The organism is Bordetella genomosp. 10 (genome assembly GCF_002261225.1).
GTDB lineage: Bacteria > Pseudomonadota > Gammaproteobacteria > Burkholderiales > Burkholderiaceae_B > Bordetella_C.
In genome coordinates, this window is record NZ_NEVM01000001.1 from 916,833 (window position 1) to 929,131 (window position 12,299).

13 protein-coding genes are annotated in these 12,299 nt (G+C 69.1%); 7 read left to right on the top strand and 6 right to left on the bottom strand.

What is annotated here, in order from left to right; genetic code table 11:
• Window positions 1-3: 3 nt before the first annotated feature.
• From CAL29_RS03990 to CAL29_RS04000, 3 genes are all read right to left on the bottom strand, one after another.
• Window positions 4-945, bottom strand: a complete 942-nt coding sequence (locus CAL29_RS03990; protein ID WP_094851674.1) for a hydroxyacid dehydrogenase — start codon at window positions 943-945, stop codon at window positions 4-6.
• The gene (locus CAL29_RS03995; protein WP_094851675.1) at window positions 942-1,625 is read right to left on the bottom strand and encodes an RraA family protein; all 684 of its coding nucleotides are present in this window, start codon (window positions 1,623-1,625) and stop codon (window positions 942-944) included. The genes CAL29_RS03990 and CAL29_RS03995 overlap by 4 nt, the downstream gene beginning before the upstream one ends.
• Before the next feature lie 91 nt (window positions 1,626-1,716).
• Entirely contained in the window at window positions 1,717-2,709 is a 993-nt protein-coding gene (locus tag CAL29_RS04000) for a Bug family tripartite tricarboxylate transporter substrate binding protein (RefSeq protein WP_094851676.1), read from the bottom strand.
• 97 nt (window positions 2,710-2,806) lie between these two features.
• On the opposite strand from CAL29_RS04000, the gene CAL29_RS04005 reads away from it, so the two are divergent.
• Window positions 2,807-3,538, top strand: a complete 732-nt coding sequence (locus CAL29_RS04005; RefSeq protein ID WP_094851677.1) for an IclR family transcriptional regulator — start codon at window positions 2,807-2,809, stop codon at window positions 3,536-3,538.
• A gap of 89 nt (window positions 3,539-3,627) precedes the next feature.
• On the opposite strand, the gene CAL29_RS04010 is transcribed toward CAL29_RS04005, so the two are convergent.
• A complete protein-coding gene (locus CAL29_RS04010; protein ID WP_094851678.1) occupies window positions 3,628-4,521 on the bottom strand; it encodes a LysR family transcriptional regulator in 894 nt (297 codons plus the stop codon).
• A 23-nt stretch (window positions 4,522-4,544) separates the two neighbouring features.
• A complete protein-coding gene (locus CAL29_RS31515) occupies window positions 4,545-4,769 on the bottom strand; it encodes a hypothetical protein (RefSeq protein WP_179283846.1) in 225 nt (74 codons plus the stop codon).
• A 54-nt stretch (window positions 4,770-4,823) separates the two neighbouring features.
• Here CAL29_RS31515 and CAL29_RS04015 point away from each other — a divergent pair, with 54 nt between their 5' ends.
• The 6 genes from CAL29_RS04015 to CAL29_RS04040 all read left to right on the top strand — a co-directional run bounded on the left by CAL29_RS04015 (window position 4,824) and on the right by CAL29_RS04040 (window position 11,826).
• The gene (locus CAL29_RS04015) at window positions 4,824-5,822 is read left to right on the top strand and encodes a Bug family tripartite tricarboxylate transporter substrate binding protein (protein ID WP_256977176.1); all 999 of its coding nucleotides are present in this window, start codon (window positions 4,824-4,826) and stop codon (window positions 5,820-5,822) included.
• Between the two features lie 27 nt (window positions 5,823-5,849).
• Window positions 5,850-6,911: an Ldh family oxidoreductase gene (locus CAL29_RS04020; protein WP_094851679.1), complete on the top strand. Its 1,062-nt coding sequence runs from the start codon at window positions 5,850-5,852 to the stop codon at window positions 6,909-6,911.
• Between the two features lie 24 nt (window positions 6,912-6,935).
• Window positions 6,936-7,973 (top strand): Bug family tripartite tricarboxylate transporter substrate binding protein, encoded by a 1,038-nt coding sequence (locus CAL29_RS04025; RefSeq protein ID WP_256977177.1) that lies wholly within the window; start codon window positions 6,936-6,938, stop codon window positions 7,971-7,973.
• Window positions 7,974-8,071: 98 nt separating this feature from the next.
• On the top strand, window positions 8,072-8,839 hold the full coding sequence (locus tag CAL29_RS04030; RefSeq protein WP_094851680.1) for an MBL fold metallo-hydrolase: 768 nt from the start codon (window positions 8,072-8,074) through the stop codon (window positions 8,837-8,839).
• 177 nt (window positions 8,840-9,016) lie between these two features.
• Window positions 9,017-9,757 (top strand): ABC transporter substrate-binding protein, encoded by a 741-nt coding sequence (locus tag CAL29_RS04035; protein ID WP_094851681.1) that lies wholly within the window; start codon window positions 9,017-9,019, stop codon window positions 9,755-9,757.
• A 134-nt stretch (window positions 9,758-9,891) separates the two neighbouring features.
• On the top strand, window positions 9,892-11,826 hold the full coding sequence (locus CAL29_RS04040) for a redoxin family protein (protein WP_094852698.1): 1,935 nt from the start codon (window positions 9,892-9,894) through the stop codon (window positions 11,824-11,826).
• Here the strand turns inward: CAL29_RS04040 and CAL29_RS04045 are convergent.
• Window positions 11,805-12,146, bottom strand: a complete 342-nt coding sequence (locus CAL29_RS04045; protein ID WP_094851682.1) for a winged helix-turn-helix transcriptional regulator — start codon at window positions 12,144-12,146, stop codon at window positions 11,805-11,807. The two genes, CAL29_RS04040 and CAL29_RS04045, sit on opposite strands and share 22 nt — an antisense overlap.
• Window positions 12,147-12,299 lie beyond the last annotated feature (153 nt).

The window sequence follows — 12,299 nt, forward strand, 5'->3', positions numbered from 1 at the left end:
TATTCATGCCGCCTCCTTCTCGTCCCGCAGCACCGCGAGCACGTTGTTGGCGGCCGCGGTGCCCATGCTGACGTAGGCATCGCGCGTGACGCCGCCGACGTGCGGGCTGAGGACGAGGTTGGGAATGCCGAAGTAGGGATGGTCGGCCGGCGGCGGCTCCTGCGAGAAGCTGTCCAGGCCGGCGCCGGCGACCTTGCCGCTGCGCGCGGCGGCCACCAGCGCGGATTCGTCGACGAGGCCGCCGCGCGCGGTGTTGACGATGATGACGCCGTCGCGGCAGCGCGCCAGCGTGCCGGCGTTGACGATGCCGCGCGTTTCGTCGGTCAGCGGCGCGTGCAGCGAGATGGCGTCGGACTCGGCCCAGATGCGGTCGAGGGGGACCGTGACGATGCTGTCCGGCAAGTCCCTGGCGTAAGGGTCGTGGCCCAGGACGCGCATGCCCATGGCATGGGCGATGGCCGCGGTGTTGCGCCCGATCGCGCCCAGGCCGATCAGGCCCAGCGTCTTGCCGCGCAGCTCGATGCTCTTGTGCGTGGCCTTGTCCCAGTGGCCGGCATGCATGCGCACGTTCATGGCGACGATGGACTTGGCGCAGGCCAGCAGCAGCGCGATGGCGTGCTCGGCGACCGCCGCCGCATTGGCGCCCGTGGCGGCCTTGATGGCGATGCCGCGTTCGGCCGCGGCGCCGCAATCGATATTGTCCGTGCCGCTGCCGTGCTTGGAGATGACGCGCAGCGATTTGCCGGCGCCGATGACCTTGGGGGTGATCCGGCCATAGCGGACGATCAGGGCCACCGGGTCGTGTCGCGCCACCAGGCCGGCGAGCTGTTCCTCGGTGAACTGGGCGCCGGCGTATTCGACCTGGTAGTCGCGCAGCAGGTCCAGGGCCGCCGGCGCCAGGTCGGCCGCCGTCACCAGGACGCGGGGCTTGGCGGCGGCGGTCACAGCGTTTCCCCTTGCTTGAGCACGCCGGCGCTCACCAGCGCGGCATGCAGCCAGGGCGCGTCGACGTTGCCCTTCCTGATTTCCTCGATGCGCTTGGCTTCCGATTTCACCTTGTGCGCGGCCAGGGGCAGCAGCGCTTCGATCTTTTCCCGTTCGACCGCGACCACGCCATCGGCATCGCCGCAGATGAAATCGCCGGGATGCACCGTGACGCCGCCGACCGACACCGGATGGCCGATGCGGCCGCCGACCTGCTTGGTGGGCCCGTTGGGATTGGTGCCGACGCTGAAGACCGGGAAGTCCATTTCATCGATGTCGAGGCTGTCGCGCGCCGCCGCGTCCATGACCACGGCGGCCAGGCCGCGTTCGCGCGCCACGTTCATCATGATGGTGCCCATCAGCGCGCAGGTGCGGTCGCCCTTGCCGTCGATCACCAGGACGTCGCCGGGCCGGGCCAGGGACAGGGCGGCATGGATCATGAGGTTGTCGCCGGGACGGACTTCCACGGTGAAGGCGACGCCGGCGAAGCGCATGCGCGGGCGCAGCGGCTGGATGCGGCCATGCAGGGCGCCGCGGCGGCCCGCCACGTCGGCCAGGATGGCGGGTTGGTATTGCGCGGCCTCGCGAACGGTGGCGGCGGAAACGCGTTCGAATTGCTTGTTGATGTCGGGGGTGGACATGGCGGACTCCGGATAGGGGGAAGGGCAGGCTCGGAAGGGCGGGTTCGGAAATGCCGGCAAGAGGCCCGGGCCTCTCGCCGGCCTCCGTGGACTAGTCGATGTGGACGCCGGCATCCTTGATGACGGGCGTCCAGCGCTGGATTTCGGACTTGATGAAGGCGCCGAACTGCGCGGGCGTGCCGCCCATGACGTCCGCGCCCTGCTCCTGCAGCACCTTGATCAGGCGGGGCTGCTTCAGGGCCTTGTTCATTTCCGCATTGAGCGCGTCGACGATGTCCGGCGGCGTGCCCGCGGGCGCCACGAAGCCGAACCAGGTCAGCGCTTCGTAGCCGGGATAGCCGGCCTCGGCGACGGTGGGCACGTCCGGCAGGTCCGCGACGCGGTGCGTGGAGGTCACCGCCAGCGCGCGGAACTTGCCGTCCTTGATGTGGCCGATCAGCGTGGGCACCGAGGACATGTACAACTGCACGCGGCCGCCCACCAGGTCGACCACCGCCTGCGTCGACCCCTTGTACGGGATGTGCATGAACTTGACGCCGGCCATCTTCTGCAGCATTTCGCTGGCGAGGTGGGCGACCGTGCCGTTGCCGGGCGAGGCGAAGGCCAGCGTCTGCGCCTTGGCGCCGGCCACCAGGTCGGCCAGGGTGCGGTACGGGCTATCGGCCGACACCACCAGCGCCAGCGGCGAGCCGGCCATCAGGCCGATGGGCGCCAGGTCCTTGATCGAGTCGTAGGGCATCTTGCGGTAGAGGACCGGGTTGATGGCCAGATTGCTGGTCTGCCCCAGCCCGATGGTGTAGCCGTCGGGCGCCGCCCGCGCGACGGCGTCGATGCCCAGGTTGCCGCCCGCGCCGGGACGGTTTTCCACCACGAAGTTCCAGCCCTTGGCTTGCGCCACTTCGCGCACGACTTCGCGCGCGATGAGGTCGGTGCCGCCGGCCGGCGGGAACGGCACGATGACGCGGATCGGTTTGTCGGGGTAGGTCCCGGCGTCGGACTGGGCGGGGATCAGGGTGCAAAGCAGCGCGCAAAGCAGCGGGCAACTGCGCGCGGCGCCCGAGAACAGGCGGCGTAGCGAGGGCATGAGCGTCTCCGTGATGATTATTTTTGGTGACGCTCATTCTGTGAGTCTGTTCCGCAGAATACAATAGCATTTCGTTTGATGAAACATGTCCCGTACCATGAAACAGACTGAGCGAGAAACGGCGTCCGATGGCGAGGCGGAAGAAGGCGTGGTTGCGGTGCGCCGCGCCCTGCGCATCCTGGAAGCCTTCGGGGTCGACGATCCCCACCTGTCGCTGGCCGAGTTGAGCCGCCGCACGGGCTATCACCGGTCCACGGTCCTGCGGCTGGCGCGCACGCTGGCGCTGGACGACTACATGGCGCAGCGCCCCGACGGCGCCTGGCGCCTGGCGCGCGCGGCGGGATGGCTGGGCGCCTGCTACCAGGCCACGTTCAACGTTCACGAGATCGTGGAGCCGGTGCTGCGCGAACTGACGATCGCCACGGGCGAAAGCGCCACTTTCTACGTGCGGGAAGGCAACCAGCGCATCTGCGTGGTGCGGGTCGAAGGGCCGAAGGCGATTCGCCATCATGTGCGAGTGGGGGCCGGCCTGCCCTTGAACCTGGGCAGTCCGGGCCGCGTCATCCTCGCTTTCTCCGGCGAGCCGGGCGAGCCGTATGAGACCGTGCGGCGGCAGGGCTACATGATGTCGCTGGGCGAGCGCGATCCGGAGGTCTCCAGCATTTCGGCGCCGGTGTATGGCCTGAACTGGACCTTGCTGGGCGCGGTGTGCATCTCGGGACCGCTGTCGCGCCTGACCGAAGCGCTGCTGCACCAGCACAAGCCCGCCGTGCTGGGCGCGGCCGAGCGGCTGTCGCGCGCCATGATGGGCACGCGGCCCGGCGCTTGAGGTTCGAGGTCTTCAGGGCCGGTGTTCAGGGTCGCTGTTTGACGCCGCGCGCTTGAGGCCAGGCGCCTGGCGTTCACGCGTTCAGGCGTTCAGATCCCGCCGCGCCGCTTCACCACCATGTCGAACAGCAGGCGCGCCACGGGACTGAGCGTGCGTCCGCGCCGCTGGATCAGGCCCAGCGTGCGGCTGACGACGGGCTGGTTCAGTTTCAGGCTGACCAGCGCTTCGTGGCGTCCCGGCGGCATGGCCAGGCGCGGCACCACGCCGACGCCCACGCCGGCCTCCACCATGCTGACCAGCGCGGGCACGTGCTGGACCTCGCAGGCCCAGCGCGGCCGGATCTCGCTGTGCGCCAGGGCCTGGTCGATGAGGAAGCGGTTGCCGCTGCCTTGCGCCAGGCTGATGTATTCGTAGGCGCTGAGGTCTTTCCAGCCGACCTGCCGCCGCCGCGCCAGGGGATGGTCCTTGTGCACCGCGGCCACGAAGGGTTCTTCCAGCAGCGGCTGGAACTCGATATCGGCGTCCTGGGTGCCGATGTAGGTCAGGCCGAAATCCGCGTCGCCGCGCGCCACCGCGGTCAGCACCACCGACGAGGACTCGTCGATCACGCGGATGCGGATGCGCGGGTATTGCCGATGGTATTCGCGCACGACGGCCGGTAGGAAATACGCTACCGCCGACGGCACGCAGGCGATGGTGACCTGGCCCGACATGCGCTCGGCCACGTCCTGGATGCCCACCAGCGCATTCTCCAGTTCGTTCAGCACGTTGCGGGCGCGCGGCACGAAGCCGCGGCCGATGGCGGTGAGCTCCACCTTGCGCGTGGTGCGGTTGAACAGCTCCACGCCCAGCGCGTCTTCCAGCTTGTCGATGCGCCGCGACAGCGCGGATTGGGACAGGTTCAGGGAGAGCGACGCCGCGCGAAAACTGCCGAGGTCGGCCACCGCCAGGAATCCGCGCAGATCGGCCAGATCGAATTTCATGGGTTTTGTGTTTCGTGCATTAATCAATCGAATATTTGCACTTTACTGGATAAGGGCGCGCCCGCATCATCTTTTCCGCACGATGACAGCACGCCGGCCATCGCCGCCATGCCGATACCTTCATCAAGAAAGGGAAAGGAGACCCCCGGATGTTCCAGATCGTTCCCCCGCGTACGCGCTGCCGGCGTGCGCTGGCCGCGCTTGCCCTGCGTTGGCCGCTGCCGATGCGTTCGCTGCCATCGATGCATGCGTCGCCGTCGATGCGACGGCCGCCGTTACCGCTGTCGCCGCGGTTCTCGCGATTGCCGCGCCTGTTGGCGTCCCTCTCGCTGGCGGTCGCGGCAACCTGCGCCGCGGCGCAGCAGGCGGCCGCGCAGCAGCCGGCCCCCGCGCCGGCCGCCTGGCAACCCGACCATGCCCTGCGCCTGCTGGTGCCCTACGGTCCCGGCGGCAGCTCCGACGTGATCGCCCGCGCCATCGCCATGGAAATGTCGCGCGACCTCGGCAAGCAGGTGGTCGTGGAAAACAAGGGCGGCGGCCAGGGCACCATCGCCACGCAGGAAGCGGCGCGCGCCGCGCCGGACGGCTACACGCTGCTGCTGGGCCACGTCGGCACGCTGGCGGTCAATCCCGCCATGATGTCCAGGCTGCCGTACGACCCGCGGAAGGACTTCGCGCCCATCATCCTGCTGGCGAAGCTGCCGATGGTGTTCGCGGTCAATGAAAAGCTTAAGGTCAAGGACCTGCCCGCCTTCGTGGCCATGGCCAAGGCCGCGCCGGGCAAGCTGAACTACGGGTCGGCCGGCAACGGCAGCGCCGGCCACCTGGCCTTCGAGATGCTGAAGACGGCGGCCGGCATCGACGTCGTGCACGTGCCCTACAAGGGGACCGGCGCGCAACTGACGGACCTGTTGTCCGGCAATATCGACGCGGCGGCCGCGGGCCTGCCCGGCCTGCTGCCGCATGCGAAGACCGGCAAGATCCATCTGCTGGCGGTCGGCTCGGCGCAGCGCCTGGCCGCGGTGCCGGACGTGCCCACCGTGGCCGAGATGGGCTATCCGGGTTTCGAGAGCGTGCAGTGGTTCGGCCTGCTGGCGCCGGCCGGCACGCCGCCGCAGGCCATCGCCCGCCTGCACCAGGCCGCGCTCGCGGCCTTGCATTCCGACACCGTGCGGCGCCGCCTGGAAGAGGATTCCAGCACGCCGTCCGGCGCCGGTCCTCGGGAATTCGCCGCCTTCATCGCCAGCGAGCAGACGCGCTGGGGCGAGGTGGTGCGCCGCGCGCATCTGCACGCGGATTGATGACGTTCGTATGGGATACACCAAATCATGACTGCTGCCGCCACTCCGCAAGACAAACCGCGTTTCAACGAAGCCGGGCTGACCGAACTGGGGACGCGCGCGTTCCAGGGGCTGGGACTGCCGCGCCAGGATGCCGCCGACGTCGCGCGCATCCTGCTGCTGGCTGATATGTTCGGCCTGTCCACCCATGGCTTTTCGCGCATCGAATCCTATGGCGAGCGTTTGCAGATCGGCGGCATCAACGCGCGCGCCCATATCCGGGTGGACGCGCCGGCGCCGGCCTTGCGCCTGGTCGACGGCGACAACGGCGTGGGGCCGCTCGTCGGCATGCATGCCTTGCGGGCGGCGATGGAGGCGGCGCGCACGCAGGGCGTGGGCGTGGCCTTCGCGCGGGGCAGCAACCACTTCGGCCCCATCTCGCCGTATGGGCTGATCGCCGCGCAGGAAGGCTTTGCCAGCATCATCGGCAGCAACGCCACCACGACCATCGCGCCCTGGGGCGGCAGCGACGCGCGCCTGGGCAACAGTCCCGTGGGTTTCGGCGTGCCGAACCCCGGCGGCGATCCCTTCCTGCTGGACATGGCCATGAGCGTGGTGGCGCGCGCCAAGATCCGCAACGCGCTGAAGGCGGGCCAGCCGATACCGGATACCTGGGCCACGGACGCGGCGGGCAAGCCGACCACCGATCCCAAGGCCGCGCTCGACGGCTTCCTGCTGCCGATCGGCGGCCACAAGGGCTATGGCCTGGCGTTGCTGGTGGACCTGTTCTCCGGGCTGTTGTCCAACGCCGCCTATCTGACCCACGTGCAGTCGTGGTCGGACGCGCCGGAGCAGGCGCAGAACCTGGGGCATTTCTTCATCCTCATCGATACGTCCCGGCTGGGTCCGGCGCAATGGCTGGCCGAAAGGATGAAGGATTTCGCGGCCATCCTGCACGGCAGCGCGCCGGCGGACCCCGACCGGCCGGTGATCGTGCCGGGCGAGATCGAAATGGGCAAGATGCGGCGCCAGCGCGAGGAGGGCATCGCGCTGGACGGCGCGGTGGTCGCCTTGCTGCGGGAGCATGCCGCCAAGGCGACGAGCAGTTGAGTTGATACGCGGAAGGAGACATCCATGCACAAGAACGAATCGCCCGCGCGCGCACTGCGCGGCAGCGGGCCGACACCGCGCGGCGGCGGCCGAATGGTGGCGCTGCTGGCGCTGGCGGCCGCGACTATTTCCATGGCCGCCGGCGCGCCCGCGCGCGCCGACTATCCCGAGCGGCCGATCCGCGTCATCGTGCCTTACGTGGCCGGCGGCGCGGCCGACATCACCGCGCGCGTGGTGGCGCAGAAGATGACGATGGACCTGGGCGTGGCGCTGGTGGTGGAGAACAAGCCCGGCGCCAACGGCATGATAGGCACCGACATGGTGGCCAAGGCCGCGCCCGACGGCTACACCCTGCTGCTGGACGCCAGCGGCCCGCTGGTGGTCAATCCGACGCTGTACAAAAGCACGCCCTACGATCCGCTGAAGGACCTGGCGCCGATCACCCAGTTGACCAGCTACCAATACGTGCTGGTCGTGCCGCAGAAATCGCCGATCCACAGCGTGGACGACCTGGTGCGCGAAGCCAGGGCGCATCCGGGCCAGGTGACGTACGGATCGGCCGGCATCGGCTCCGGCGGCCATCTGGCGGGCGAGTTGCTCGGCGTCATGACCGGCGCCAAGCTGACCCACGCGCCGTACAAGGGCAACGCGCAGGCCTTGACCGACGTGCTCAGCGGACAGCTTACGTTCACCTTCGATACGGTGGTCACGTCGGTGCCGCACATCCGCGCCGGCCGCCTGCGCGGCTATGCGGTATCGGGGCCGAAGCGCGCCGGCGTGCTGCCGGACCTGCCCACCATGGAGGAGTTGGGTTATAAGGATTTCAACGTGACCCAGTTCCAGGGCTTGCTGGCGCCGGCGGGCACCGACCCGCGCATCATCGCGCGCCTGCACGACGCGGCGGTCAAGGCGGTGCGCCAGCCGGACGTCGTGCGCAAGCTGGAAACGGAGGGCGGCAACGATATCGTGGCGGGCACGCCCGAGGCGTTCGCGCAGACCCTGCGCGACGACCTGGCGCGCTTTCGCACGCTGATACGGCAGGCCGGGGTGACCGCTGAATGAGCGCGCCGGGCCGTCCCAAGCGCGAATCCTCCCCCGGGGAGGGGTCGCGCAGCGACAGGAGGGCGCACCAATCAGCCCGGCGGCAGACGGAGAGAGACATGTACGACATCGATGTACTGGTGCAGGGCTTTCCCGGCCGCGCGCTGTTCCACGGCGGGCTGGGCTGGAGCACGACCACGCTGTTGCGCGGCGAGGGACGCCATATCCTGGTGGACGTGGGCGCCTTCGGCGTGCGCCACTATCTGGGCAAGCAGCTCGGCGACCTGGGCGTGAAGCCGGAGGACATCACCGACGTGGTGCTGACGCACGCGCACTACGATCACGCGGTGAACTTCACGCTGTTTCCCAAGGCCACGGTGTGGATCGGCGAGGTCGAGCTGGCGTGGGCGGCGGCCCAGCCGCCGGGCTTCAATCCGCTGCCCGAGCTTTACGTCCGCGAACTCGCCGGGTCCGGCCGCGTCCGGCGGATACGGCACGGCGACGCCTTCCTGCCCGGTTTCTCGGCCATCGACGCGCCCGGCCATACGCCCGGCCATCTGCTGTTCCATGTCGCCGGGGAGCGTCCCATCCTGTTCACCGGCGACGCCGCCAAGAACCGCGCCGAATTGTTGTCCATGACGGTCGCCGATACGGCGGACCCGGCCGCCAGCCGCGCCAGCCTGGAAGTCATCTGGGATTATTGGCGGCGCGATCCGGCCACGCTGCTGGTGCCGGGCCACGACCTGTGCATGATCCTGGATGCCGACGGCCAGCCCGAATACGTGGGCGAACGGCGCGCCGCCATCCGCACCTGGTTCGGGGAGACGCTGGAGGGCGGGCTGGTCGACCTCTGTTGCGGTGGGCAGACCGTGCATTACAGTGCATGATCGGGACGCTGGAGGATATGGAAAATGCGCATATCGTCACGCCGGACTTTCATGGAGCGCTGCCTGCTTGCCGCGGCCGCGAGTGTATTGGCGCCTGCCGGCCATCGCGTCGCCGCCGCCCAGGGCGCGCCCGCATCCCCTCACATCGATCTTCCTGAACGTAGAAACGGAAAAACCATGGCTTCTTCTATCGATCCTTCCATCGTCGCCAAGTTCACGCCCACGGGGCGTTTGCGCGCGTCCATCAACGTCGGCAATCCCATCCTGGCGCGGCGCGACCCGGCGACGGGCGCGGCGGGCGTTTCCGTCGACCTGGCGCATGCGTTCGCCGAGCGGCTGGGCGTGCCGCTGGACCTGGTGGTCTTCGACAGCGCCGGCAAGTCGGTGGACGCGGTGACGGCGGAACAGGCCGACATCGGTTTCTTCGCCATCGACCCGGTGCGCGGCGCGGGCATTTCCTTTACCGACGCCTACGTGCTGATCGAGGGCGCCTACGCCGTGCGGGAGGATTCGCCGGTGCGGGAGATCGGGCAGGTCGACGCGGCGGGGACGACCGTCATGGTGGGCAAGGGCAGCGCCTACGATCTCTACCTGACGCGCGAGCTGAAGCACGCGACGCTGCTGCGCGCGCCGACCTCGCCCGCCGTGGTCGACACCTTCATCGCCGAGAAGGCGGACGTCGCCGCCGGCGTGCGGCAGCAATTGGAAAGCGACCTCAAGCGCATCCCGGGCCTGCGCATGGTGCCCGGCAGCTTCATGGTCATCCGCCAGGCCATGGGCGTGCCCAAGGGCCGCGGCGAAGACGCCGCCAAGGTCCTGGCCGCCTTCGTCGAGGACATGAAAGCCAGCGGCTTCGTCGCCGAGGCCCTGAAGCGCCACAACATAGAAGGCGCCGCCGTCGCCCCCGCCGCCACCTGAAAGGGAGAGCTTCCCCTCTCGAAATGTTTAACTTTGCGTGAGGACTTCACGGGGCGCGCGCGGCTACGCTGTGGACATCCACCGGGCCATGGGCCCGGGCTTCATCCATCGATGTTCCGGGAGTCCCGACCATGCTGCTGCTCATCCTCCTCGCTTATCTGGGCGGCGCGCTGACCATCGTCAGTCCGTGCATCCTGCCGGTCCTGCCCTTCGTGTTTTCCAGCGCGAGCCAGCCTTTCCGCCGTAGCGGCCTGCCGCTGCTGGCCGGCATGGCGCTGACCTTCGCGCTGGTGGCCTCGCTGGCGGCGGTCGGCGGCGGCTGGGTGGTGGCCGCCAATCAGTACGGCCGCTGGCTGGCCCTGGCCCTCATGGCCCTGTTCGCCCTGGCCTTGCTGTTCCCGCATGTCTCCGACCGCCTGACCCAGCCGCTGGTGTCGGCCGGCAACCGCTTGTCGCGGACGGCGCAGGATGGCCAGGGCCGGCCCTGGGCGGCGCTGCTGCTGGGCGTGGCGACGGGCTTGCTGTGGGCGCCTTGCGCCGGCCCCATCCTGGGCCTGGTGCTGACCGGCGCGGCGCTGCAAGGCGCCAACGTGGGCAGCACCGTGCTGCTGCTGGCGTACGCCGCGGGCGCGGCGACTTCGTTGGGATTGGCCCTGCTCGCGGGCGGCCGCGTCTTCGCGGCGATGAAGCGCTCGCTGGGCGCCGGCGAATGGCTGCGGCGCGGCTTGGGCGTGCTGATGCTGGCCGGCGTGGCCGCCATCTCGCTGGGCTGGGACACGGGTGTCCTGGCGCAGGTGTCGACGGCGTCGACGGGCGATCTGGAGCAATCGCTGGTGAACCGCCTGGCGGGCGATCGGATGCCGGGCGCCCCGGCCGGCGGCCCCGGCGCGCCCGGCGGCGCGATGACCCGGACGGCCGGAGACGCGAAGAATAGCGGCGCGATGACCGGCGATGCCATGAATGGCGGCGCCATGACCGGTGGCGCCATGACCGGCGATACGATGAACGGCGACACGATGAACGGCGGTGTGATGAACGGCGGTGCAATGAACAACGGCGCGATGACCGGCGCCATGCAAGCCAAGGCGCCGCCGCCCCTGTCCTTGCCCGACGAAGGCCCGGCGCCTGCCCTGGACGGCGCGGTGCAATGGCTCAATTCGCCGCCGCTCACCCTGGCGCAGTTGCGCGGCAAGGTCGTGCTGGTCGACTTCTGGACCTATTCCTGCATCAACTGCCTGCGCGCGCTCCCTTACGTGAAGGCCTGGGCCGACAAGTACCGCGACCAGGGCCTGGTGGTCATCGGCGTGCACGCGCCGGAATTCGCCTTCGAGCGCGACGCCGACAACGTCAAGCGCGCCGCCGCCAAGATGGGCCTGGACTATCCCATCGCCATCGACAACAACTACGCCATCTGGCGCGCGTTCAACAACCAGTATTGGCCCGCGCATTACTTCATCGACGCGCAAGGCCGCATCCGGCATCACCATTTCGGCGAGGGCGAATACGACCGATCGGAGCGCGTCATCCAGCAATTGCTGCGCGAGGCCGGCGCGCGCGGCGTGCCGACTCAGGTGGCCGACGTGCGCGGCCAGGGCGCGCAACTGGCGCCGGACATGGCCGAGGTGGATTCGCCGGAAACCTACATTGGCTACGCGCGCGGCGAGCGTTTCGCATCGGGCCGCGTGACCCCCGACGCCCAGGCGCGCTACGCCGCGCCGGACAGCCCGAAGCTCAATCAGTGGGGATTGGGCGGCGCCTGGACCGTGGAAGAGGAAAGGGCTCGTCTCGACCAGGCCGGCGGCCGCATCGTCTACCGCTTCCACGCGCGCGACCTGCATCTGGTGCTGGGCCCGGCGGCGGGCGACAAGCCGGTGCGTTTCCGCGTGACGATAGACGGCAAGGCGCCCGGCGACGCCCATGGCACGGACGTCGCGGCCGACGGCAGCGGCACGGTGACCGAACAGCGGCTCTACCAACTGGTGCGGCAACCGGGCTCGGTGGGCGACCACACCTTCGCCATCGAATTCCTCGATCCGGGCGTTTCCGCCTACGCCTTCACCTTCGGTTGAGCGGCCGGCCGGGACTTCAGCCACAAGCCGAATTCCCGCATCACTTCGACCACCGGACGCATGCGCTCGCCGTCATCGGTCAGCGCATATTCCACTTTCACCGGCGAGGTCGGATACACCGTGCGCCGCAGCAGGCCGGCGTCTTCGAGGGCGCGCAGGTCCAGCGTCAGCATGCGCTGCGAGATGGCCGGCATGTCGCGGCGCAGGTCGCTGAAACGCTTGGGGCCGTCGAGCAGGAAGGAAACCACCAGCAGCCGCCAGCGGCCGCCGAGCAGGCGCATGGATTCTTCGACGGAGCAGCCGGTGAGCGTGTTTTTCATAAGGGACGGGCAATGCAGGCTAGGTATATTTTTTGTACCTACATGACATTTTAATGCCTTCTTCCCTTTTTATTTCTCCTCCCTAGAATATGCCGCACCCTGTGGAAAACCCGGCGCCGGCGTGAATCCGGCTTGCCCTTGGAGAATTGAAGG